Raw genomic sequence first — 23,944 nt, forward strand, 5'->3', positions numbered from 1 at the left:
CCGTTAGCATGGTCCCGAAAAGTTGCAGACTTCCCGGATAGACCATGCGGTAAACCCTAGAGCGCTTCCGCGCCCGAAATGATTTCGATCAGTTCCTTGGTGATCTGAGCCTGACGCTGACGGTTATACGTGATCGACAATTTGTTGATCATGTCACCGGCATTACGCGTCGCATTGTCCATGGCGCTCATCTTCGCGCCCATTTCGCCCGCCACATTTTCCAACAGTGCGCGGAAAATCTGGACCGAAATGTTGCGTGGGATCAGCGTGCTCAGGATCGCCGCAGGATCAGGTTCGTACTCATAAATCGCATCGCCTGCAGCGTCCGCCTGCGCAACATCGCCAGCCGAAGCCGGAATGATCTGCTGCGCAGTCGGGATCTGTGCAATCACCGACTTGAATTCGGAATAGAACAGGGTGCAGACATCAAATGCGCCTTGTTCAAACAGCTCGATCACCTTGTGGCCGATCTGGTCGGCATGCACAAAAGCGAGCTGCTTGACTTCGCGCAAATTGACGTGGTCGATGATCAGAGAGGCAAATTCACGACGCAGAATATCTGCGCCCTTCTTGCCGACCGTGATGATCTTGACCGTCTTGCCTTCAGCGAGGAGCTTGCGGGTATGATCGCGCGCCAGGCGTGCGATTTGGCTGTTGAAACCGCCGCAAAGGCCACGTTCTGCAGTGCAGACGACGAGCAGATGCACGTCGTCCTTACCTGTACCGGCCATCAATGCCGGTGCATCTTCGCCGCTGACATTCTGCGCGATATTAGCGAGAACGGCGCCCATGCGCTGCGAGTAAGGCCGAGCGGCCTCCGCAGCTTCCTGGGCACGGCGCAGCTTCGCCGCGGCGACCATCTGCATCGCCTTGGTGATTTTCTGCGTCGCCTTGACCGAGGCGATACGGTTTCTCAGATCCTTTAGTGAAGGCATCCGTTCATCCCGTCACAAAATTCAAGCGAAAGACTTGGCGAACGCGTCGACCGCTGCCTTGAGCTTTGCTTTGATGTCGTCGGTGAGTGCCTTCTGATCGCGGATCGCATCCAGCACATCCTTGTGCTCGGTGCGCAACGAAGAAAGAAGACCTGCTTCGAACTTGCCAACCTGGTTGACGGCGATCTTGTCGAGATAGCCATTCACACCGGCATAAATCACAGCAACCTGTTCTTCCGTCTTGAGCGGCGAGAACTGCGGCTGCTTGAGAAGCTCGGTCAGACGCGCGCCACGGTTCAGCAAACGCTGGGTCGAGGCATCGAGATCCGAACCGAACTGTGCGAAGGCGGCCATTTCACGATACTGGGCGAGCTCGCCCTTGATCGAACCGGCAACCTGCTTCATGGCCTTGACCTGAGCCGAAGAACCAACGCGCGAAACCGACAGACCGACGTTAACAGCCGGACGGATACCCTGATAGAACAGGTTGGTTTCGAGGAAGATCTGGCCGTCGGTGATGGAGATCACGTTGGTCGGAATGAAGGCCGAAACGTCGTTGCCCTGCGTTTCGATGACCGGCAGAGCCGTCAGCGAGCCAGCGCCGTTTTCGTCGTTGAGCTTTGCAGCGCGTTCGAGAAGACGGGAGTGCAGATAGAAAACGTCGCCCGGATAAGCTTCACGGCCCGGAGGACGACGAAGCAGAAGGGACATCTGACGGTAAGCAACGGCCTGCTTGGACAGATCGTCGTAACCGATGAGAGCGTGCTGACCGTTGTCACGGAAGTATTCGCCCATTGCGCAACCTGCGAACGGAGCGAGGTACTGCATCGGAGCCGGATCGGAAGCGGTAGCAGCGATAACGATCGAATATTCGAGTGCGCCGCGCTCTTCGAGAACCTTGACGAACTGAGCAACAGTCGAACGCTTCTGGCCGATAGCAACGTAAACGCAATAAAGCTTTTCGCTGTCCGGGCCGTTGTCGTGGATCGGCTTCTGGTTCAGGAAGGTGTCGAGAATGATGGCGGTCTTGCCGGTCTGACGGTCACCGATGACCAGCTCGCGCTGACCACGACCAACCGGGATCAGAGCGTCAACAGCCTTGAGGCCGGTCGACATTGGCTCATGAACCGACTTGCGCGGGATGATGCCCGGTGCCTTGACGTCGACGCGGCGACGCTCGGTAGCAACGATTGGGCCCTTGCCGTCGATCGGATTGCCGAGAGCGTCGACAACGCGGCCGAGCAGACCCGGACCAACAGGCACGTCAACGATGGCGCCGGTACGCTTGACGACGTCGCCTTCCTTGATGTCACGGTCGGCACCGAAGATAACGACACCAACATTGTCGTTTTCAAGGTTGAGCGCCATGCCGCGAATGCCGCCGGGGAATTCGACCATTTCACCAGCCTGAACATTGTCCAGACCATAGACGCGAGCAATACCGTCGCCGACGGACAGAACCTGACCGACTTCGGAGACCTCAGCCTCCTTGCCGAAGTTCTTGATTTGCTCTTTCAGGATAGCGGAAATTTCCGCAGCGCGGATGTCCATCAGCCGACCTCTTTCAGTGCAAGCTTGAGAGAAGATAGTTTGGTGCGAAGGGACGTGTCGATCTGACGCGAACCCATCTTGACGATAAGACCGCCGAGGATCGACGGATCGACGGTGACGTTAATCGTCACGTCCTTGCCGGCCACGCTCTTCAGCGTTGCCTTCAATTCGTTTTCCTGCGCAGCGGTCAGCGCATGCGCGGAAGTGACATCGGCGGAAACTTCTCCGCGATGTTCAGCAGCAATCTTGTGGAATGCGGCGATGATGCCCGGCAGGGCGAAAAGGCGGCGGTTCGCTGCGACGACGCGCAGGAGATTTCCTACCAGACCCTTGATGCCCGCCTTGTCGGCAATGGCGCCGATCGCATGGAGCTGGTCTTCCGAAGAAAATACCGGACTGGAGATCAGACGCTTGAGGTCCTCGCTTCCGCTCAGAAGCGCCTCGAAACGAACAAGATCTTTCTCCACAGCAGCAACGGACTTGGCTTCGAGCGCCAGCTCGAAAAGCGATCCGGCGTAACGCTGTGCCACACCTGAAATGAGCGAAGACGTTTCAGCCACGAACAACCTGCTCTCTACGTTGAAACCATCCTTTTGGGGCCCAATGTTGCTCAGGACGCCAAGCCGATGATTTTATTGAATGTTTCCGGAAAACCACTGACGCGCGAGCACGTCAACACCGAAATGTGATTGCCGTCTAGCATAGACGAACCGGACTCGCAACACGCGAATCCCGCACTTTTGTGTAAGTTTTGTCGCGTTTTCCGATCAAAAAAGTCGCAGGGTTAACCGATGAAGCCAAAAGCGTAGAGCAATGGCCCGGCGGCCAGAAGGAATTCTACAATTCCTGCCAACCAGTTATAGATCGTGCCGCCGCCGCGTCCGACATTATCGGACATCATCGAGATGAAGCGCCCGAACAGGGCGAAGCCCCACGCCGCCCCCAGAACAACCCACAAGAAGGGTTGTGCAAAAATGAGGCAGCCAAGCCCCAGACCGAGATATGGACCGGCCAGCACGGCGCGGATGGAACTGAACGCTTCCGGTCGCGCATTGACCGGCTGCAACCGCAACAGCTTCATGGTGATGCCGGGCGCAAACAGCATGACGATGCCCGCAAAGGCCGTCACGGCTGCCGAGCTCCAGGCGAGCCATTCGCCGGTCGTGGTGGGAAGATAGAATTCCATCGCGATCACCCCTCAATTTGAACAGCACGGCTATAAACCAGTTTTGCCCAAACGAAAACCGATCGCACGGCATGAACGCACATCAATGGAGCCAGTCCTCAGCGCGACAGCGAACCGCGCATCCCGATGATACGCGCCAGAATCGACCGGATGAAGAGGATGGCCACGGCACCGATCACCCAGATGATCGCAAGTGCGGGCGCAAGCAAACTCTGCAGCAATTCAATACCTGAACCGGCTATCTGGTCCAGTTTGGTCGTATCCAGCAGCGCTGTTACTTCCGAGCCGATCAGGCTTTTTCCGGTCTCGGCCAGAACCGCTCCGTTGCCGCTGATCCAGACGATCACAGCATCCGAGATGGAATAGGCAAACCACATTAACAATGTCCAGACCACCAGCCCAAAAAGGGCGACCAGCCAGAATCCGGGACCATTCTTCGCTGATGATTGCGCGGGTTGGGAAGGGGTATATTTCATTGGTCTCAAGCCTCATTGGAACCTTGAAAGCCAGTCTGCATCCTCTAGCGACTAGAGAAGCAAGCCCCTATTTCTTGCATGAACGTCGATAGTTGCCCAACCTTACAAAAAGCTTTGCGGGTCGATGTCAACCTGCACCCGGATTGAGCCTCGCTCCTTGGGTGATGCAGCCAGCAAAGCACGGATAAAGGATTGAATATCCGCGCGTTTTGTCCCGTGGATCAATATTCGGAAGCGGTGCCTGCCGCGCACCAGCGCCAGCGGCGCTTCAGCGGGACCGAGTACGGAAACCTCCGAAGAGGACGGCGCGGCGCGGCGAAGCGCGCGCGCATGGTTTTCCGCATCCGGGCGGTTATCGGCCGAGATGATCAGCGCAGCAAGCCGTCCGAATGGTGGCAGAGCGCTGCGCTCCCGCTCCTCGATTTCGCGGGCATAAAAGGCTTCCGCATCGCCGCTGACAATGGCGCGCATCACCGGATGATCCGGCTGATAGGTCTGGATCAAACCGAGGCTCTTGCGACCCGTACGGCCCGCACGGCCCGTCACCTGATTGAGAAGCTGGAACGTGCGTTCGGCGGCGCGCGGGTCGCCATTGGCCAGCCCCAGATCGCCATCCACCACACCTACCAGCGTCATATTGGGAAAATTGTGCCCCTTCGCGACGAGCTGCGTGCCGATGACGATATCCGCCTCGCCCTTCGCAATGGCGTCGAGTTCCAGACGCAGCCGCTTCACGCCGCCCGCCATATCAGACGAAAGCACTATGATTCGCGCTTCGTTGAACGTCGCGGCAACTTCCTCCGCGATCCGTTCCACGCCGGGGCCACAGGCGACCAGATGATCGAGCGTGCCGCATTCGGGACAGGCTTCCGGCGTCGGCTCATGATAACCGCACTGATGGCACATCAGCTGGCCGCGAAAGCGATGCTCGACCAGCCAGCTTGAACATTGCGGGCACTGAAAGCGGTGACCGCACACCCGGCACAATGTCAGCGGCGCATAGCCGCGACGGTTGAGGAACAGCAGGGCCTGTTCGCCGCGCGCGACGGTCTTGCCGACCGCTTCGGTGAGTGCGGGCGACAGAAAGCGTCCCGGCGGCGGCGGTGACCGCCGCATGTCGATGGTTTTAAGATCGGGGAGTGCGGCTTCCGCATAGCGCCCGTAAAGCTTGATTCGCTTGTAGCGGCCCTGATCCGCATTGACCTGACTTTCAATGGAGGGTGTCGCCGAAGCCAGCACCACCGGGAAACCGCCAATATGGCCGCGCACGACGGCCATATCGCGGGCATTGTAGAAAACCCGGTCTTCCTGTTTGTAAGCCGGATCATGTTCTTCATCGACCACGATCAGCCCCAGTTCCTTGAAGGACAGAAACAGCGCCGAACGGGCGCCCGCAACCACCCGTACCGTGCCTTCCGTGACCTGACGCCAGACGCGCTCGCGGGTGCGGGGCGCAAGGTCTGAATGCCATTCGGCGGGCTTGGCACCGAAACGATCATGAAAGCGGTCGAGAAACTGCTGTGTCAGCGCGATTTCGGGCAGGAGAATCAGCACCTGCTTGCCCTGATCGAGCGCCTTGGCGACAGCTTCGAAATAAACTTCGGTCTTGCCTGATCCCGTCACGCCATCGAGGAGGGAAACGGAAAAACAATCCGCCGCGACGGAATCAGAAAGCATTTCGGCAGCTGCCTGCTGGTCTTCCGAGAGCGTGGCGCGGGCATAATCCGTGTGGGGCTTCGCCACTACGGCGGGCGGTGGCAGCATCACTTCATCAAAGACGCCCTGCGCCTTCAATCCCTCTACGACCGTTGCCGAAACGCCCGCCGCATGGGCGAGACCCGACCGGGTCCAGGCAAGCCCGTCGCGGGCAAGCTCCATCACGCGGGCGCGCGCGTCGGTCATGCGCTCCGGTTCACCGCCGGAATAACGCAGGCCCGGCACAGACGGCTCGGGGTCGAAGGCGGCAGGCACGCGCAAAACCATACGCGCCACCATGCCGGGCGGCGAAAGCGTGTAATCCGCAGCCCAGCGCATGAAGCGGAGCATCTCGCCATCCACCGGCGGACAATCGAACACTTCGGAAATCGCTCTGAGCTTTTTGGCGTCGACCGCATCGGTTTCGCCCTCACAGACGATGCCCGCGACTTCACGCGGTCCGAGCGGGACGCGCACGATCGACCCGGGCTGGACGTTCATGCCCTCCGGGACCATATAAGAATAAGGCCGTTCTGCTGGCATAGGCACCAGCACGGGAACCACGCGCGGCGTGAAGCCCGGCAGCGCGTCCGAAAACAGGCCCAGAACAGGGTTAGCAATATCGTGCGAATCTTTCGACATGATCGCGTGACCTTGGCGCGGCTTTGCGCTAAAGAAAAGCCACCTTCCGGGACTTAAACGGATTTAGCTCCCAAAACCACCCGCGCTCACTATGGAGGAACGCTGTTATGAAGTTTTTCGTGGACACTGCGGACGTCAAGGAAATCCGCGAACTGAACGACCTTGGACTGGTCGATGGCGTGACCACCAACCCATCCCTCATCCTGAAGTCGGGTCGCAATATCGAGGAAGTTACCAAGGAAATCTGCTCCTTCGTCAAGGGTCCGGTTTCTGCCGAAGTTGCCGCGACCGAATATGAGCAGATGATGAAGGAAGCTGCCCACATCGCCAAATATGCAGATAATATCTGCATCAAGCTGCCCGTAACCTTCGACGGACTGAAGGCCTGTAAGGCTCTGTCTTCCGATGGCCACAAGGTCAATATGACGCTCTGCTTCTCGGCCAATCAGGCGCTTCTTGCAGCCAAGGCTGGCGCGACCTTCATTTCGCCGTTCATCGGTCGTCTCGACGATATGGCTATCAACGGCATGGAACTGATTGCGGAAATCCGCACGATCTATGACAATTACGATTTCCGCACCGAAATTCTTGCCGCTTCGGTTCGCACCGTCAATCACGTCAAGGAAGCAGCGCTGATCGGTGCCGATGTCGTGACCGCGCCTGCGGCAACGCTCAAGGCGCTCGTCAAGCATCCGCTGACCGACAAGGGCCTCGAAACCTTCCTCGCCGATTGGGCGAAGACCGGTCAGAAGATCGCTTAATCAGCGATTTTTGCGAAACAAATGAAAGGCGGGCTTCGGCCCGCTTTTTTATTCCAGAACCGTTTCACCATCCTGCTTGCTGACCCGAATCGGCCTGCTGCCGCAATGCTCGGCTATAGCGCTGGCAAGAGCGCTGGAATGGGTTACAACCCAGATCTGGCTGCGCTCGGATGCCTGCGCGATCATTCTCGCAAGTGACGGGATCATGTCCGGGTGCAGGCTTGCTTCCGGTTCGTTCAGCGCGATCAATGGCGGCAGGCGGTAGGCTAAAAGCGCGCCCGCCAGCGCCAATAGGCGAATCTGTCCGTCGGACAATTCGCCGGGTCGAAAGATGCGGGGCGGGAAAGCTGGAAAATTCAGGCCGAAACTGGCGGTTTCTTCCGGATAAGGAACGACCAGTTTCGCACCATCCAGCGCCTCTTCTATAAAGCGATCCAGATCGACCGTATCCTGACGGATATGCGCAAGCGTGGCAAAGACTGAGGCAAGATTGCCGCCATCCTCGTCCAGCATGGCTGCGGTGGCCGCAATGGAAGGCTGGCGTGCAGGAGCGTCGCGGTCGCTTCGGAAGCCGTGATAAAATCGCCAGCCACGCAGTTGCGCCGCGAGGTCGCCGATCTCGGGATAATGGCCCGACTGACCAAGCACGGCCAGCCCGCTTTCCGATGTCAGAAGCCGCGTCGGATGCTCCATGCGCCGCCCTTCCCCATCGCGGGCAAAGACCGCCGGACCGCGCCGGTCCATGAGATCGACCGGGCGACGACCCGTATCGAGATTAAGCTGTTCTTCCTTGATCTGCGGCTCGAAAGGAAATGCCCCGGAAACAGGTGGCGGCAAACCCGCCTCCACCCGATAGGAAAGGCGCGACGCCAGCCTTTCGTCCTCGAAATCCGCTTCCAGAATGATCCGCGCCGATTCGTGCTTGCGACGACCGCCGCTCCACATGGCCGACTGCATGCCGCCTTCCCGCACGATCTCCGTGGAGAAATTGCCTTCCGCAGCCGCCTTGATCAGTTGCAAAGCCCGATAGAGATTGGATTTGCCCGCCCCGTTTTCACCGACGAACACCGTCACCTGTCCAAGATCGAACCGGACAGAACGCAGCGAACGATAGCCTTTGGCCGAAAAGGAAGCGAGGCGCATGATCTCCACAACAGGCTGACACAACAAGGGCGGCACATGCCGCGCCGCCCTTTATATCCGTCTCGATGCGAACCACAAATTCCAATCAACCGGCCAAGGCCGTCACAGGCTCGAACCGGCGATTGTCTCTTGGCCGCGCATTATTCCCATTTCATCTCGCCCTTGATGACCTTGGCGCCCAGTTCCAGGCTGCTTTCGCCGCCCAGATCCGGATAGCGCTTCTTCATCGCAGCGATAAGCGTGGCACTATCCTTGGCCTTGTCGGCCTCCTCATCGAATGCAGCGATATAATCGCGGGTGAATTTGACCGCCGAAACATCCGTCGCAGAACCGGCCATCATATGGGCCGGGACAACCACTTCAGGATTGCGCGCCGCAATCGCATCGAGGTTCTTGATCCATGCCTCGCGCTGCGCCTTGTCAGCCGTATCGGCCAGCCAGATATGCTCGCCTGCGCCAATCAACACGCCGCCGAACACCGCCTTCAGCGATGGCACCCAAAGATAGCGGCGGTTCTTCATGCCTTCAGCCGGGACGATCTCAATCTCGTTGCCTTCCAGCGTGAGCGTCTTCACATCCGAGGCCTGCGGCAGGACCAGATCGGAGAGGTTCTGCGGGCCATTATCCTTCAGCTGCGGTCCCCAGACCTTAAGCTTCGTCTCGACATTGCCATTGATGGCGGCAACGGTTTCAGGAGCAGCGATGATTTTGACATCCGGGAAAGCCGACTTGATCTCGCGCAGGTTGAAATAATAGTCGGGGTCGCTCTGGCTGACATAGACCGTGGTGAGCTTCTTGCCGGTTTCCCTGATCTTTTCGGCAACTGCCTTGCCATCGGAGAAGGTAAAACCGCCATCGAGCAGAATGGCTTCCTTTTCCCCCGTCAACAGAACCGGCGTCCGGTTGAAGCCATTCTCATCGGCCTGGAAAAACTGCCACTGCAACGGCGCTGCCTTTTCCTGTGCCGCTGCCGGACCCGCAACGGCCAGTCCCGCCACGCCTAGTGCCGCAAAGGCCATGCCTTTCATGAGGTCTGAAAATCGCATCATCTGAATACTCCTGAAATAATGATTGAACCGACGGACACACCGCGCGGCTTTCACGCATGACGCATGGGGAAGTCGCTTCCCATTTTTCGCGTCACGCCTCGGGCAATATGCAAATTGTAAATTAGTTCATTTAAAACAAGGAGTTATAAAAATGTTTGCAGGGAACAGCAATGTTACCTTGCTGAATTCCTTGAGCCTTTTTGTGGTTAGCGAAACAAAAAAAACGGCGCCCGGAAGCGCCGCTTTTGTGATTTCAGATCAGAGGAACGATCAGAGCTTCGACAGCTTCTGCGCCAATGCGAGGAAAACCTGTTCGGCCAGTTCTTCCGCGGCGCGCTTGCGCGCATCGCGTTCTGCACGAAGGTTTGCGAATTCCTGACGCGGACGATCAAAGGAAGCGCCCGTCGTTCGTGTGCCCGTGGCAAGCGGCTTGCCGTCCTTGTCACGCAGCACGAAATTCGACGTCGCCTTGACGATACCAGCCGATGGACGGCCCGTGCGGTCGGTCTGATCGCCGATATCCACGCTCACGGCGGAAATCGTGCTCGTGCTGAGGCCGAGGCTCAGACGATACATCGGGTTGGCTGGTTCGCCAGCGCCACCGCCGAGCAGGAAGATCAGGCGATTGCGCACCTGCTGGCCATAGACATCGCCAGCCGGATCGATGGACACGGAAGCAAGCTTGGTGCGCATATCCGGCGTCACACTGCCGCCGATCGAACCACCGGCGCCGCCGCCCGACGAATAAAGCGGCTGCACCGTGCAGCCAGCAAGGAGAACCGCAGCTCCCACAGCCACAAAAGCGACGCGGAAAGTCTTGATTGCGGAGAGGAAACGATCAGGCAACGACATTGACGATCCTTTGCGGCACCACGATAATCTTCTTCGGCGAGCCCCCGTTGAGCGCAGCCTTGACGAAGTCAAGTTCGAGCACCGCCTGCTGGATGCTAGCTTGATCAGCGTCGCGGGCGATTGTCAAATCCCCACGCTTCTTGCCGTTGATCTGCACCGGCATCACGATCTCGTTTTCCACCACCAATGCGGCGTCGAAGAGCGGCCATGGCGCGCGGGCGACCAACGTTTGCTGTCCGGCGATCTTGCCGCCCAGTTCCGTCAGGCACTGTTCAGCAAGATGCGGCATCATCGGTGCGAGCATCTGGATAAGCTTTTCCGTGGCGTCACGAACAGCGCCCTTCAGCTCATCATCGGCCTTGTCCGAAGCGACAAGCTGCAACGGTGCTGCAAGCGCATTCACCAGCTCATAAAGTCGCGCAACGCCGCGATTGAAAGCGAGCTTTTCGATATCGTCGCCAACAGCGTTGACCGTCTTATGCACGGCCTTGGAAACGGCAAGCGCTTCGCCCTGCGAACCGGTCTTCGGCGCGACATCCTTCAGATGTTCGGCTGCTTCCGACACCAGACGCCAGACGCGCTGCACGAAACGATGTGCGCCTTCGGCGCCTGCTTCCGTCCAGATAACGTCACGTTCCGGCGGCGAATCGGACAGCATGAACCAGCGCGCAGTATCTGCACCATAAGAAGAGATGATATCGTCAGGATCAACGACATTCTTCTTCGACTTCGACATCTTCTCGATGGAACCGATTTCAACCGGCGCACCGCTGTCCAGCATGGTTGCGGTGCGCTTGCCGTCAATGTCCTCAATGCGGATATCGGCAGGAGCAACCCACTGACCATCGGCCTTGTAGGTTTCGTGCACAACCATGCCCTGCGTGAACAGGCCCTTGAAGGGCTCATCCAGACCGACATGGCCCGTAACCTTCATGGCGCGGGTGAAAAAGCGCGAATAGAGCAGATGCAGGATCGCGTGTTCGACACCACCGATATACTGGTCGACCGGCAGCCAGCGGTCTGCAATCGCACGATCGGTCGGCTCGTTTTCCCACGGCGCCGTGAAGCGCGCATAGTACCAGGACGAATCGACAAACGTATCCATCGTGTCGGTCTCGCGCCGGGCTTCGCCACCGCATTTCGGGCACTTCACATGACGCCACGTGGCATGACGATCCAGCGGATTGCCCGGACGGTCGAAATCCACATCGTCCGGCAGCTTGACCGGCAGGTCGGCGCGCGGCACCGGATTGACGCCACAGCTCTCGCAATGGATCATCGGGATCGGGCAGCCCCAATAGCGCTGGCGCGAAATGCCCCAGTCGCGCAGACGGAACTGCACCTTGCGGGCCGCTTGCGGACGATTGCCAAGCGTGGTCTGTTCCAGACGGTTTGCAACCTCGTTGAAGGCTGCTTCCGGCGCCAGACCATCGAGGAAACGCGAATTGATCATCACGCCGTCATCGGTATAGGCCGAGTCGGTGATGGCAAAAGTGGCAGCGTCCTCGCCCTTCGGCAGCACGACCGGCGTTACCTTCAGCGCATATTTATTGGCGAAATCCAGATCGCGCTGGTCATGCGCCGGACAGCCGAAAACAGCGCCCGTGCCATATTCCATCAGCACGAAATTGGCGACATAGACCGGCAGCTCCCAGTTCTCGTCGAACGGGTGCTTGACCTTGACGCCGGTATCAAAGCCCTTCTTTTCAGCGGTTTCAAGCGCTGCAAGCGAGGTGCCGTGCTGGTGGCATTCTTCGATGAAGCCGGTCAGCGCAGCATTACCTTCGGCAAGCTTTTTGGCCAGCGGATGATCGGCGGAAATCGCGACAAAAGCCGCGCCGAACAGTGTGTCGGGACGCGTCGTGTAAACCTCGATTTCCGAGAAGCCTTCCGGTGCCGTCTTGCCGTCGAGCGCGAAACGAACCTGCAAGCCTTCCGACTTGCCGATCCAGTTGCGCTGCATCAGGCGAACTTTTTCCGGCCACTGGTCGAGCGTGTCGAGACCGGCCAGCAATTCCTCGCTGAAATCAGTGATCTTGAAGAACCACTGCGTCAGTTCGCGCTGTTCGACCAGCGCGCCTGAGCGCCAGCCGCGACCGTCCACCACCTGCTCATTGGCGAGCACGGTGTTGTCCACCGGGTCCCAGTTGACCTTGGAGGTTTTGCGCGTCACCAGACCTTTTTCGAACAGGTCGATGAACAGCATCTGCTGACGATGGTAATATTCCACATCGCAGGTCGCGAATTCACGCGACCAATCAAGCGACAGGCCCATGGACTTGAGCTGGCGCTTCATCGTTTCGATGTTCTGGTAGGTCCATTCCTTCGGATGCACCTTGTTCTGCATCGCGGCATTTTCCGCAGGCATGCCGAACGCGTCCCAACCCATCGGGTGGAGCACATTGAAACCCTTGGCACGCTTGTAGCGGGCAACGACATCGCCCATCGCATAGTTGCGCACATGGCCCATATGGATGCGCCCCGATGGATAGGGGAACATCTCAAGCACATAATACTTCTCGCGCGGATCGCTGTTGTCCGTTTCGAAAGTCCGGTTTTCTTCCCAGACTTTCTGCCAGTGAGCTTCCGCCACGCGCGGATTATAACGTTCGGCTGCCATGTCCGTATTTACTCGTACGAAGGTGATGCAATAAGGAGAGTCGATATTTAATGGCGACCTTCACCACGTATTGGCGAAAGCGTCAACCTTTTGCGGATGAAAAGCCTGAAAGCGAGAGTTTCATGTCAGATATCGTCACGAACCTGAACACGGTCAAGGCCGCAATCGCCAATGCCGAAAAGGAAGCGCATCGCAACGAAGGTTCGGTCACGCTCGTCGCCGTGTCGAAAACCTTCGATGCGGATGCGATCCGCCCGACGCTCGACGCCGGACAGCGCGTCTTCGGGGAAAACCGTGTGCAGGAAGCACAAGCCAAATGGCCTGAACTGCGCGACCATTATTCCGGCATCGAACTGCATCTGATCGGCCCGTTGCAATCCAACAAGGCAGCCGATGCCGTCGCCCTGTTCGACGTCATCGAAACGGTGGACCGCGAGAAGATCGCAGCCGCGCTTGCCGACGAGATCGCCAAGCAGGGCAAGAGCCCGAAACTTTATGTGCAGGTCAATACGGGTCTGGAAGAACAAAAGGCCGGCATCGCACCGAAGGACGCCGTCGCCTTTGTCGCCCGCTGTCGTGATGAACATGGCCTCGCCATCGAAGGGCTGATGTGCATCCCGCCTGCCGATGAAAACCCGGGACCACATTTTGCCCTGCTGGAAAAGCTCGCCCGCGAAGCTGGCGTCGAGAAGCTCTCCATGGGCATGTCAGGCGATTATGAGACCGCTATCGGCTTCGGCGCGACCTCGGTTCGGGTCGGCTCAGCGATTTTCGGCGGTCGGTCCTATACGTCTCCGGCCTGATTTTTTTCAGTCGTGCAGGAAGTTAGTGCAGAACGATCTCCCCCTGCACATTTTTCCAGTCCGATGGGCCGAGCAAGCGGCAATGGGTATATGTCACCGAATGCAGCGGCCCGTCGATCTCCCGTTTCCAGAACTCGATGAAATGATGCAGCACCGGAAATTCCGGCGCGACATCATATTCCTGCCAGACAAACAGCTGCAGCAGATGCGGGTGATCCGGCATGTGATAGAAAAGTTTTGCCGTCGTCAGACCGTAACCGGCGAGTTGCAGTTCGAAGGCCGATCTCGCGTGAAAAGCGGACGTCGTCATGGCGATTTCCCCTTTTTTTGAAGAGCCATATATTTGGCTCCCGTATTTGAGATAATCGCTCCAAATAGTTTTTAAAGTGTAAAAACAATATGTTAACACCATAGAGGCATGAGTGCTGCCAATGCAGAGATTTAACCTGCGTCATTGTGGACGGCAGACGGTCCTATCGTCTAATTTACCTTCACCGCTTAGGAAGCTAGATAAGACCCAACAGTGGTTACGAACCACGCACCGACGAGAGGACGTTGGTGAAACTTGGAGGAAATGATGTCGGAAAAGCTTTACCCCGTGCTGCCGGAGGCAAAGAAGAACACGCTCATTGACAATGAGACCTACCTCGAATGGTACAAGGAAAGCGTGAGCGATCCGGATGGCTTCTGGGCCAAGCACGGTCGCCGCATCGACTGGTTCAAGCCTTTCACCAAGGTCAAGAACACCGATTTCAACGGCGACGTCTCCATCAAGTGGTATGAAGACGGCGTCACCAACGTTTCCTATAATTGTATTGATCGCCACCTGAAGAGCCGTGGCGACAAGGTCGCCATCATCTGGGAAGGCGACAACCCCTATATCGACAAGAAGATTACCTATCGCGAGCTCTATGAGAACGTTTGCCGCATGGCGAATGTGCTCAAGAAGCATGGCGTCAAGAAGGGCGACCGCGTCACGATCTATCTGCCGATGATTCCGGAAGCCGCCTATGCCATGCTCGCCTGCGCGCGCATCGGCGCGGTGCATTCCGTGGTTTTCGCAGGCTTCTCACCCGAAGCGCTGGCCGGTCGTATCGTCGATTGTGAATCCACATTTGTCATCACCGCCGATGAAGGCGTGCGTGGCGGCAAGCCGGTTCCGCTGAAGGAAAACACCGACACCGCCATCGATATTGCCGCCAAGCAATATGTCATGGTCAACAAGGTGCTGGTCGTGCGCCGCACCGGCGGCAAGGTCAGCTGGGGCCGTGGCCGCGATCTGTGGTATCATCAGGAAGTCGCCAGCGTCGAGCCGCATTGCGAACCGGAACCGATGAATGCGGAAGATCCGCTCTTCATCCTCTACACGTCCGGCTCCACCGGCAAGCCGAAGGGTGTGCTGCACACCACCGGCGGCTATCTCGTCTATGCTTCGATGACGCACCAATATGTCTTCGACTATCACGACGGCGACACCTACTGGTGCACGGCGGATGTGGGTTGGGTCACGGGCCATTCCTATATCGTCTATGGACCGCTGGCCAATGGCGCCACGACGCTCATGTTTGAAGGCGTGCCGAATTTCCCCGATCAGGGCCGGTTCTGGGAAGTCATCGACAAGCACCATGTCAACATCTTCTATACCGCGCCAACGGCGATCCGCGCGCTGATGGGCGCTGGCGATGAATTTGTGACGCGTTCTTCCCGCTCATCGCTGCGCCTGCTTGGCTCGGTCGGCGAGCCGATCAATCCGGAAGCCTGGGAATGGTATTATCATGTGGTCGGCGAGGAAAAGTCGCCCATCGTCGATACCTGGTGGCAGACGGAAACCGGCGGCATTCTGATCACGCCGCTGCCCGGCGCGACCGACCTCAAGCCCGGCTCCGCCACGCGCCCGTTCTTCGGCGTCAAGCCGGAGCTCGTGGATAATGAAGGCAATGTGGTCGATGGTGCGACCGATGGCAATCTCTGCATCACCGACAGCTGGCCCGGCCAGATGCGCACGCTTTACGGCGATCACAAGCGCTTCATCGAGGCTTACTTCTCCACCTACAAGGGCAAGTATTTCACCGGTGACGGCTGCCGCCGCGATGAAGACGGTTATTACTGGATCACCGGTCGCGTCGATGACGTGCTGAATATTTCCGGCCATCGCCTCGGCACGGCGGAAATCGAATCGGCGCTTGTCTCACATCATTCGGTTTCCGAAGCTGCCGTTGTTGGTTATCCGCACGGGATCAAGGGACAGGGCATTTATTGCTACGTCACCTTGATGACCGGCGCAGAAACACAGGACGCCGACGAACTGCGCAAGGAGCTGACCCAGCACGTGCGCAAGGAAATCGGCCCCATCGCCACACCGGACAAGATCCAGTTCGCGCCCGGCCTGCCGAAAACCCGTTCGGGCAAGATCATGCGCCGTATCCTGCGCAAGATCGCCGAAGACGATTTCGGTTCACTGGGCGACACGTCAACCCTCGCCGATCCGGGCGTGGTGGACGACCTGATCGAAAACCGTCAAAACAAGAAGTAAAACAGAAGGGCCGGGATTTTCCCGGCCTTTTCATTTTTGGATGCGCCCTCCTCATCCTGAGGAAGCGTCCTGAGCTTGTCGAAGGCCGCTGTCTCGAAGGATCAGGAGGGAAGCACAGCCTCGTCCTTCGACACGGTGCTACGCACCGGCTCAGGATGAGGGGCGCGCGCAGGCCGCGGTAGCTGAAATATCCGAAGCTTAGAAGTCGATTGTCCTACCCTTAATCTCCCAATCGCCGAAACGCGCCGGGTCCTTGCCACCGCGCCCGCCGATTTCACGCGGGGCCTTGGCACTGGTTTCGGTAGCGCGGCGTTCTTCCGCTTCCTTGAGGGCGCGCTGGGCAGCCGGAGGCAGATCGTCAAACTTGCGCGGCGCAGCGTTCTCGTCGATGTCGGTTTCGTCGCGTTTATCGGTCATCCGCTGAAGTCCTATTATTGAAGCGCAGGCTTTTGATACCCATCATATAGGCAGGAATAGGTGGGACGCAAAACCCTGTTTGAGATAAACTCTCGCTGAATTGGAGATCACGACGCATGAATATGACGAAAACTGCCATGCTGATTGCTCTCATGACAGTCATGTTCATGAGCATCGGCTATTTGCTGGGCGGCGGCGGCGGCATGATGATCGCGCTGGTGTTTGCTGTCGGCATGAACCTGTTCGGTTACTGGAACTCCGACAAGATGGTGCTGCGGATGTACAATGCGCAGCAGGTCGATGAGCGCACGGCGCCGGATTATTACCGCATGGTGCGCGGACTTGCCGCCAATGCCGGCTTGCCGATGCCAAAGGTGTTCATCATCCACGAGGACCAGCCCAACGCCTTTGCCACCGGGCGCAATCCCGAAAATGCGGCTGTCGCCGCCACCACGGGTCTTCTCCAGCGCTTAACGCCGGAAGAAGTCGCGGGCGTGATGGCGCATGAGCTGGCGCATGTGCAAAACCGCGATACGCTCACCATGACCATCGTGGCGACGCTGGCCGGTGCCATTTCGATGCTCGGCAATTTCGCCTTTTTCCTCGGCGGCAACCGCGAAAACGGCAATGGTGTCATTGGTGTTATCGGCACCATTCTGGCGATGATCGTCGCGCCCTTTGCCGCGATGATCGTTCAGATGGCCGTGAGCCGTACCCGCGAATATGCCGCCGACAAACGTGGCGCAGAAATCTGCGGCAACCCGCTATGGCTGTCTTCGGCGCTTAACAAGATCGCCCGCAGCGCCAAGGCGACCGTCAATGAAAATGCCGAACACAACCCGGCAACGGCGCATATGTTCATCATCAATCCGCTGAGCGGACGGGGTGCCGACAATCTTTTCTCAACCCATCCGGACACCGACAATCGCATCGCGGCGCTTGAACAATTGGCCGGAGAAATGGGCATTCGCTCAACCGGAATGGCTCCCCGCGCTGCTGCCCCGTCACAAAACAGTGGTCCCTGGGGCCAAAGAAGTGGTAATGCAGGCGATAACAACAGTGGCGGTTCCGGTTATCGGGGGCCATGGTCCTGAAAATCATCTCATAAAAGCAGAATAGCGTGAACGATAAGAAGCCCGCGCCAAAGCGCGGAAACAACAAGCCATCGGTGCAGAACAACGCGGTGGAACGCCCCGGCTTGAGCGCGCGTCAATGTGCGGCGCGCCTGCTGGGTGCGGTGATCGAAAAGAACACCTCGCTGGACGGTCTCACCGACAACAGCCATGGCCATCCGCAATATCTGGCGCTGGAGCCGCGTGATCGCGCGCTGGTACGTGCGATTCTGGGTGCAAGCCTGCGCAATCGCGGCGCCATTGAACGGGCCATTTCCAAACGTCTCGACCGCCCGCTGCCGGAAAATGCCGTTGCGCTGAAGCATTTGCTGCATGTCGCCGTGGCGCAGATTTTCTATCTCAACCTTCCCGACCATTCGGCGGTGGATCTGGCGGTGGAAGCCGCCAATGCCGATCCGCGCAATCGCAAATATGCCGGTCTGGTCAACGCATTGCTGCGTCGCCTGTCGCGCAACAAGGAACGCGCGCTGGCACACACGTTGCTACCGGAAGGCAACGTGCCCGAATGGTTCGCCAAGAGCATCGTCGATGCTTACGGCGCGGAAAAGGCTGCGGCCATCTTCGCCATGCATGCCTATGAGCCGCCAATCGATTTCACCGTGAAGAGCGACCCGGAGCTATGGGCCGAAAAACTGGGCGGCATTGCGCTGCCGAACGGTTCTGTCCGTGTGCAGACGGTGGAGGGTGCGCTGACCGACCTTCCGGGCTTCGCCGAGGGGGACTGGTGGGTGCAAGACGTGGCGGCAAGCCTGCCTGCACGCCTGATGGGCGATATCAAGGGCAAACGCGTCGCCGATCTCTGCGCCGCGCCCGGCGGCAAGACGGCCCAGCTCGTGCAACAGGGTGCCGATGTCACCGCGCTCGACCTGTCGGAAAACCGGTTGAAGCGCCTGCGCGGCAATCTGGAGCGTCTCGGTTTCGAGGCGAAGACCGTTGCGACCAATCTGATGGATTTTGCGCCGGAAGAGCTTTTCGACGCGGTTCTGCTCGATGCGCCCTGCTCTTCCACCGGTACGGTGCGCCGTCATCCCGACGTTCCGTGGACCAAGACGCCACAGGATATCACCAAGCTTGCCGATCTTCAGGGCAAGCTGCTGGCCCATGCTGCAACCTTGGTAAAGCCCGGCGGCGTCATCGTCTTTTCCAACTGCTCGCTGCATCCGCTTGAGGGCGAGGAAATGGCCCGCAAGGCGGCAGAAAATCCGCTGCTGGAGCCTTTCCCGATCACCGTGGACGATTGCGCCGGTCTGGAAGGTCTGATCACCAGCGAAGGCTATCTTCGTTCCACGCCAGCCGATCTTCCGCCCGAGCGTTTCAACGGCGATCCGCATAGGGCGGGCATGGACGGTTTCTTCGCAGCACGCTTCAAGCGGCGCGCGTAAGCCAAACTAAATCGTAAAAATTGTCATAACGGGGTGCGATACCCGTTATGGTTAACGCTCGATTCATCATTCTATAGAATTGTAAAGAAGGCTGGAATTCTGATCCGGCCTAAAGGATTTGAGCATTTCCAGCAAAAGTGCGAAGCGGTTTTGCGTTGGATAATGCGTAGGCACAATGACAAAAGATACGGAGAAAGACCGGGTGGCAGTCGCGCTGAGCGAAACCCCTCACCTTTGGGGACTGGCCGTTGCACAGGCGTGGCGCAAGTTCAGCCGCCGCCTGCGTATGGGGCCGCTTTACAGCTGGCGCTTCACCGGCTTTACGCCCGACCGTATCCTGATTGCACCGCCCGATCTGCGCGTCGCCGACCCGCAGCTGGCGCAGGAATTCTATCACGGGCGCTTCGCGCTGGCAGGTCGCCTTGTCGAAACCGGCGGGCTTTCGCCATTTGCCGTTGAGCCGCCGACCCCCGAATGGGAAGCAGCGCTTCAGAGCTTCGGCTGGCTGCGCCATTTAAAAAGCGCCAACAGCGAACTGGCGACCGCCAATGCGCGGGCGCTGGTCGATGACTGGATGCGCATGTTCGGCAAGCGCATCGGCGGTCTCGCATGGGCGCCAGAAGTGACAGCACAGCGCATCATCGCCTGGTTGCAGCATTCCAACCTGATCCTCTCCGGCGCAGAAATGCCGGCCTATCGCAAATTCATGCGGTCTCTCGCCATGCAGGTCCGCTACTTGCGCACCGTTGCGGGCGCGATGGACGACGGCGAAGAGCGTCTGCGCGCGCGTATCGCGCTCGCTTTCGCCGCCCTTGCATTGCCGGTCTCACCGCCGACTGCCCGCGCCGCCCGACGCAATCTCGAATATGAACTGAAGCGCCAGATTTTGCCCGATGGCGGGCATATTTCGCGCAATCCGGTAACCGTTCTGGAGCTGCTGGCCGATCTTCTGCCGCTGCGCCAGACCTATGCCAATGGCACGGAATCGCCACCCAAGGCCCTGATCGAGGCGGTTGAGCGTATGCTGCCCGCATTGCGCTTCTTCCGCCATCAGGATGGCAGCCTTGCACTGTTCAACGGCGTGGGCCCGATAATGCTGGAATGGATCATTTCCGTGCTGCGTCATGACGAAACCGCCGGCTCACCGCTGACCCATGCGCCCTATTCCGGCTATGAACGTCTTTCCATGGGATCGACGACCATCATCGCCGATACCGGCCTGCCGCCGCCGGTCACTGCCTCGCGGGATGCCCATGCGGGCTGCCTTGCCTTTGAAATGTCCTCCGGACGCCAGCGCTATATCGTCAATTCCGGCATCGACCGTTTCGGCCCGCCGGAATTTCGTCCATTGGGACGCTCCACGGCTGCCCATTCGACAGCGACTATCAACGACACATCGTCGTGCCGGTTCAGCCTCAATGCTGGCCTCTCCAACATGATCGGTACGCCGATCATTGCCGGACCGACGCGCGTACAGCGTGACCGCATCGAAGAAATGGGGCGACAAGGTTTTGTGGCGAGCCATGACGGCTATGCGCGCCTGTTCGGCATTTATCACGAGCGCCGTCTCGTGCTGTCGCACAATGGCAGCGTCATTCAGGGGGCAGATCGCTTTTACCGTGGCGACGGACGACCGCTGAAAGCCAATGGACGCGACAATATTGCGGTGCGGTTCCACCTGCACCCGTCGGTCGACATTTCCTATGACGAGAACGGCCTGATCGTCCTGTCTGCCGATCGGGACGACACCTGGGTTTTCTCCTGTTTCGAAGTCGCGCCGCAACTGGAAGACACGATCTTCTTCGCTGGGTTCCGCGGACCTGTCACATCCAAGCAGATCGTGCTGTCCTTCCCGGCCTCCGAATTGCCGGAGGTCAACTGGCAGTTCAGCCGCGTGGCGCTCGGAAGCTACGTCTAACGCTTTTACACGTTCACGGATGCGGCGTTGGGAAACCGTGCCGCTCTGTCAGCGCGGCCAGAATTTTGTGTGGATCGGCAATCAGCGAACGCCCCAGATAGGTGCCCGTTTCCAGCGGCGAGCGGTCGCCGTCCTTCAAGATCAGCAATGGCAGTGACTGGTTTTCCTCACCCGCAAGCTGGATCACCTTCTCACGTGGCCGGGAAAATGCGACGCGCTCGATCTTCAGATCTCCACCGAGCGACGGAAACGACACCAGAACACCCTCAATCAGCGCGCAGTGCCAGCAATAGAATTCCTGTCCGGGATAGGCCGGATCTTTGAAACCCGGGGTCAGAAGAAACAACGTATCTTGGGTCATTTTGCTTTGGCCTCAAAGCGAATGGATTTACAAATCACTGTTACATCATTCCATAGCAGTTCTTCACCAAGCCGTCTTCAAAAGTGAGTAACCGTCGCGGAACCGGATGCATCGCATGCCGTTCCGGTTTAAGGCGGTCCTCAACAACAGGAGTTTATCCCATGGGCGAAAAGATCAATCAGCGCATCGTGCTTGCATCGCGTCCAGACGGACGCCCCACGGCGGAAAACTTCCGGCTGGAAGAAGCGGCAGTTCCGAGCGCTGGCGAAGGCGAAGTGCTTCTGAAGCTGCGCTATCTTTCGCTCGACCCCTATATGCGCGGTCGCATGAGCGCTGCCAAATCCTATGCCGCCCCGGTGGAAATCGGTTCCGTCATGGAAGGCGGCACGGTGGGCGAAGTGGTGGAAAGCCGCAGCGCGGGCTTCGCGCCCGGTGACTTCGTCTTGTCTCATTCCGGCTGGCAAAGCTATGCGGTGGCCAATGCCTCCACCTTGCGCAAACTTGACCCTGAACAGGCACCGCTCACCACCGCCCTTGGCGTTCTCGGCATGCCGGGCTTCACCGCCTATTCCGGCCTCTTGACCATCGGCCAGCCCAAGGAAGGCGAAACGGTGGTCGTTGCGGCAGCGACAGGTCCTGTCGGTTCTGCGGTCGGTCAGATCGCCAAACTGAAAGGCGCGCGGGCCATCGGCATTGCCGGCGGCGCAGATAAATGCAAGGCGCTGATTGACGAATTCGGTTTTGATGTTGCGGTTGACCATCGCAGCCCGAATTTCGCACAGGAATTGGCGCTGGCCTGCCCGGACGGCATCGACGTCTATTTCGAAAATGTCGGTGGCAAGGTCTTTGCAGCAGTTTTCCCACTTCTCAACCAGTTTGCCCGTGTGCCGGTTTGCGGGCTTATCGCGCAGTATAACCAGAGCGGCCCATTCGACGGTCCCGACCGCCTGCCGCTTGTGATGCGTGATATCCTGTCCAAGAGCCTGACCATTCGCGGTTTCATCCAGCGCGACTTTGGCGATCAACGCCCCGCATTTTATCACGATATGGCGAAATGGATCGCTGACGGACAAATCCGCTATCGAGAAGACATTGTGGAGGGGCTCGAAAACGCGCCAAAGGCCTTCATTTCGATGCTCGACGGCGGCAATTTTGGCAAGCTTGTCGTTAAGCTCACATAGAATGCAACTATTCCGCTTGCAGAACATCATTTCGGGCACGATGCTATGCCGGGTTTCGGATGTGAGTCACTTCGGCAAGGCAGGCAGATCATGGGTGAACGCCAGCAGGCTGGCATAGGCGAGGACGCCGGCGGTCCGGGACGCGAGCGCCAGGAAGAAGCGCGCCGTATTCTGGAGCGGCTGGAACGCGAGCAAACCGGCGCGGAAGGTATCGTCCGCCGTGGTTTTGCCCGCACCGCCACACACCTTGCCGCCGGGGACACACCTGAAAACGACCGCATCGAACTCTGGGCCACCCGCATCGGGCGGACGCTGGGCCTTCTCATCACGCTGACGATCATCGTCTGGCTCGTCTTTTATCTCATGCAAAGCTAGGTCTAACATGACGCTTTCTGCGCCTTCGGACGCGACAACCGTTATTGTCATTTCAAGCCATGTCGTGCGCGGTTCGGTGGGTAACCGGGCAGCCGTCTTCGCATTGGAAACGCTGGGCTTTCCGGTCTGGGCTGTGCCAACGGTTGTCCTGCCCTGGCATCCCGGCCATGGTCCTGCCGGACGCATCGTGCCACCGCCCGAAGAGTTTTCCCGCCTGATGCAGGATCTCCAGCGCGCCCCGTGGCTGGGCGAAGTCGGCGCAATCCTGACCGGCTATCTGGGTCACCCGGAACAGGCGGCAGCTGTCGCTGAGCTGGTCAAAGGCGTCAAGGCGCGCAACCCGAACGCCGTCTATCTCTGCGATCCGGTCATCGGCGATGAAAAGGGCCTCTATGTGCCCGAGGCAACCGCCATCGGCATTCGCGACAAACTTATGCCGCTTGCGGATATCGCCACCCCCAACCGGTTTGAACTGTCCTGGCTGACCGGCGTGCCGCTCGAAGACAACAAATCACTGATGGAAGCTGCCCTGGACGCTGGCCCGGCAACCATGCTGGTCACCTCCGCCTTCCCGCTGATGGCGGGCAGCATCGGCAATATATTGCTGACGCCGACCATGGCGCTGATGGCAGAACATCGCAAGGTAGACGGCCCCACCAACGGACTCGGCGACCTGACATCGGCGGTGTTTCTTGCGCGCCGCCTTTCAGGATTGTCGGAAGAAAAGACTCTGCAAAGCACCACCGCTGCCGTGTTCGAAATCATGGCGCGGTCGGCAAAACGCGGCGCCGACGAACTGATGCTGGAAGCCGATGCCTCCAGCCTCGCCTCGCCGATGGCCATGGTGCAGACGCGCCGTCTTGTGCACCCGACCAAGGGATTGCGCGCCTGACGCCTCAGCGACCTTTCTGCGGCATGATCATTTTGATTG

The 23,944-nt window shown here is 58.8% G+C and carries 22 protein-coding genes; 9 read left to right on the forward strand and 13 right to left on the reverse strand.

Annotated elements, in window-relative coordinates; all coding sequences use genetic code 11:
- Window positions 1–56: 56 nt before the first annotated feature.
- The 6 genes from ABWW11_RS20670 to ABWW11_RS20695 form a co-directional block, all read right to left on the reverse strand.
- Entirely contained in the window at window positions 57–935 is an 879-nt protein-coding gene (locus ABWW11_RS20670; RefSeq protein WP_109369817.1) for a F0F1 ATP synthase subunit gamma, read from the reverse strand.
- Window positions 936–956: 21 nt separating this feature from the next.
- Window positions 957–2,486 carry a F0F1 ATP synthase subunit alpha gene (atpA, locus tag ABWW11_RS20675; protein WP_124915895.1) on the reverse strand — a complete coding sequence of 510 codons (1,530 nt, stop codon included), beginning with the start codon at window positions 2,484–2,486 and terminating at the stop codon, window positions 957–959.
- Window positions 2,486–3,046 (reverse strand): F0F1 ATP synthase subunit delta, encoded by a 561-nt coding sequence (locus ABWW11_RS20680; RefSeq protein WP_109370319.1) that lies wholly within the window; start codon window positions 3,044–3,046, stop codon window positions 2,486–2,488. Before ABWW11_RS20680 ends, atpA begins: the two co-directional genes overlap by 1 nt.
- Before the next feature lie 224 nt (window positions 3,047–3,270).
- Window positions 3,271–3,672, reverse strand: coding sequence for an AGROH133_08824 family phage infection protein (locus tag ABWW11_RS20685; protein WP_109369818.1), 402 nt, complete (start codon window positions 3,670–3,672; stop codon window positions 3,271–3,273).
- 98 nt (window positions 3,673–3,770) lie between these two features.
- Window positions 3,771–4,148, reverse strand: a complete 378-nt coding sequence (locus tag ABWW11_RS20690; protein ID WP_124915896.1) for a hypothetical protein — start codon at window positions 4,146–4,148, stop codon at window positions 3,771–3,773.
- A gap of 102 nt (window positions 4,149–4,250) precedes the next feature.
- Complete coding sequence (locus tag ABWW11_RS20695; protein ID WP_319080571.1) at window positions 4,251–6,485, reverse strand: primosomal protein N'; 2,235 nt, start codon at window positions 6,483–6,485, stop codon at window positions 4,251–4,253.
- A 107-nt stretch (window positions 6,486–6,592) separates the two neighbouring features.
- On the opposite strand from ABWW11_RS20695, the gene fsa reads away from it, so the two are divergent.
- Window positions 6,593–7,246 carry a fructose-6-phosphate aldolase gene (gene fsa / locus ABWW11_RS20700; protein WP_109369821.1) on the forward strand — a complete coding sequence of 218 codons (654 nt, stop codon included), beginning with the start codon at window positions 6,593–6,595 and terminating at the stop codon, window positions 7,244–7,246.
- A 48-nt stretch (window positions 7,247–7,294) separates the two neighbouring features.
- On the opposite strand, the gene ABWW11_RS20705 is transcribed toward fsa, so the two are convergent.
- The 4 genes from ABWW11_RS20705 to leuS form a co-directional block, all read right to left on the reverse strand.
- Complete coding sequence (locus ABWW11_RS20705) at window positions 7,295–8,389, reverse strand: AAA family ATPase (protein ID WP_109369822.1); 1,095 nt, start codon at window positions 8,387–8,389, stop codon at window positions 7,295–7,297.
- A gap of 140 nt (window positions 8,390–8,529) precedes the next feature.
- Window positions 8,530–9,438 (reverse strand): MBL fold metallo-hydrolase, encoded by a 909-nt coding sequence (locus ABWW11_RS20710; protein ID WP_244597179.1) that lies wholly within the window; start codon window positions 9,436–9,438, stop codon window positions 8,530–8,532.
- 270 nt (window positions 9,439–9,708) lie between these two features.
- Complete coding sequence (lptE, locus tag ABWW11_RS20715) at window positions 9,709–10,290, reverse strand: LPS assembly lipoprotein LptE (RefSeq protein ID WP_109369823.1); 582 nt, start codon at window positions 10,288–10,290, stop codon at window positions 9,709–9,711.
- Window positions 10,277–12,910, reverse strand: a complete 2,634-nt coding sequence (gene leuS, locus ABWW11_RS20720) for a leucine--tRNA ligase (RefSeq protein WP_319080572.1) — start codon at window positions 12,908–12,910, stop codon at window positions 10,277–10,279. The genes lptE and leuS overlap by 14 nt, the downstream gene beginning before the upstream one ends.
- Window positions 12,911–13,032: 122 nt before the next feature.
- Between leuS and ABWW11_RS20725 the strand changes: the two genes are divergently transcribed.
- Window positions 13,033–13,713, forward strand: a complete 681-nt coding sequence (locus tag ABWW11_RS20725; RefSeq protein WP_109370321.1) for a YggS family pyridoxal phosphate-dependent enzyme — start codon at window positions 13,033–13,035, stop codon at window positions 13,711–13,713.
- A 22-nt stretch (window positions 13,714–13,735) separates the two neighbouring features.
- Here ABWW11_RS20725 and ABWW11_RS20730 read toward each other — a convergent pair whose 3' ends face one another.
- A complete protein-coding gene (locus ABWW11_RS20730; protein ID WP_109369825.1) occupies window positions 13,736–14,023 on the reverse strand; it encodes an usg protein in 288 nt (95 codons plus the stop codon).
- A gap of 267 nt (window positions 14,024–14,290) precedes the next feature.
- On the opposite strand from ABWW11_RS20730, the gene acs reads away from it, so the two are divergent.
- The gene (acs, locus tag ABWW11_RS20735; protein WP_109369826.1) at window positions 14,291–16,246 is read left to right on the forward strand and encodes an acetate--CoA ligase; all 1,956 of its coding nucleotides are present in this window, start codon (window positions 14,291–14,293) and stop codon (window positions 16,244–16,246) included.
- Between the two features lie 198 nt (window positions 16,247–16,444).
- Here the strand turns inward: acs and ABWW11_RS20740 are convergent, their stop codons facing one another.
- Entirely contained in the window at window positions 16,445–16,663 is a 219-nt protein-coding gene (locus ABWW11_RS20740) for a DUF1674 domain-containing protein (protein ID WP_109369827.1), read from the reverse strand.
- A 116-nt stretch (window positions 16,664–16,779) separates the two neighbouring features.
- On the opposite strand from ABWW11_RS20740, the gene htpX reads away from it, so the two are divergent.
- From htpX to ABWW11_RS20755, 3 genes are all read left to right on the forward strand, one after another.
- Window positions 16,780–17,757: a zinc metalloprotease HtpX gene (htpX, locus tag ABWW11_RS20745; protein ID WP_109369828.1), complete on the forward strand. Its 978-nt coding sequence runs from the start codon at window positions 16,780–16,782 to the stop codon at window positions 17,755–17,757.
- A 26-nt stretch (window positions 17,758–17,783) separates the two neighbouring features.
- On the forward strand, window positions 17,784–19,178 hold the full coding sequence (locus tag ABWW11_RS20750) for an RsmB/NOP family class I SAM-dependent RNA methyltransferase (protein WP_109369829.1): 1,395 nt from the start codon (window positions 17,784–17,786) through the stop codon (window positions 19,176–19,178).
- 175 nt (window positions 19,179–19,353) lie between these two features.
- Window positions 19,354–21,096: a heparinase II/III family protein gene (locus ABWW11_RS20755; RefSeq protein WP_319080573.1), complete on the forward strand. Its 1,743-nt coding sequence runs from the start codon at window positions 19,354–19,356 to the stop codon at window positions 21,094–21,096.
- 13 nt (window positions 21,097–21,109) lie between these two features.
- Here the strand turns inward: ABWW11_RS20755 and ABWW11_RS20760 are convergent, their stop codons facing one another.
- Window positions 21,110–21,457 carry a DUF3088 domain-containing protein gene (locus ABWW11_RS20760; RefSeq protein WP_109369831.1) on the reverse strand — a complete coding sequence of 116 codons (348 nt, stop codon included), beginning with the start codon at window positions 21,455–21,457 and terminating at the stop codon, window positions 21,110–21,112.
- A 161-nt stretch (window positions 21,458–21,618) separates the two neighbouring features.
- Here ABWW11_RS20760 and curA point away from each other — a divergent pair, with 161 nt between their 5' ends.
- The 3 genes from curA to pdxY all read left to right on the forward strand — a co-directional run bounded on the left by curA (window position 21,619) and on the right by pdxY (window position 23,905).
- Entirely contained in the window at window positions 21,619–22,638 is a 1,020-nt protein-coding gene (gene curA / locus ABWW11_RS20765) for an NADPH-dependent curcumin/dihydrocurcumin reductase (protein ID WP_109369832.1), read from the forward strand.
- A 90-nt stretch (window positions 22,639–22,728) separates the two neighbouring features.
- Complete coding sequence (locus ABWW11_RS20770) at window positions 22,729–23,013, forward strand: hypothetical protein (RefSeq protein WP_109369833.1); 285 nt, start codon at window positions 22,729–22,731, stop codon at window positions 23,011–23,013.
- A gap of 7 nt (window positions 23,014–23,020) precedes the next feature.
- Window positions 23,021–23,905 (forward strand): pyridoxal kinase PdxY, encoded by an 885-nt coding sequence (gene pdxY / locus ABWW11_RS20775; protein WP_109369834.1) that lies wholly within the window; start codon window positions 23,021–23,023, stop codon window positions 23,903–23,905.
- Window positions 23,906–23,944: the final 39 nt, after the last annotated feature.

Source organism: Brucella sp. NBRC 113783, assembly GCF_040372265.1.
Taxonomy (GTDB): Bacteria; Pseudomonadota; Alphaproteobacteria; order Rhizobiales; family Rhizobiaceae; genus Brucella; species Brucella teleogrylli.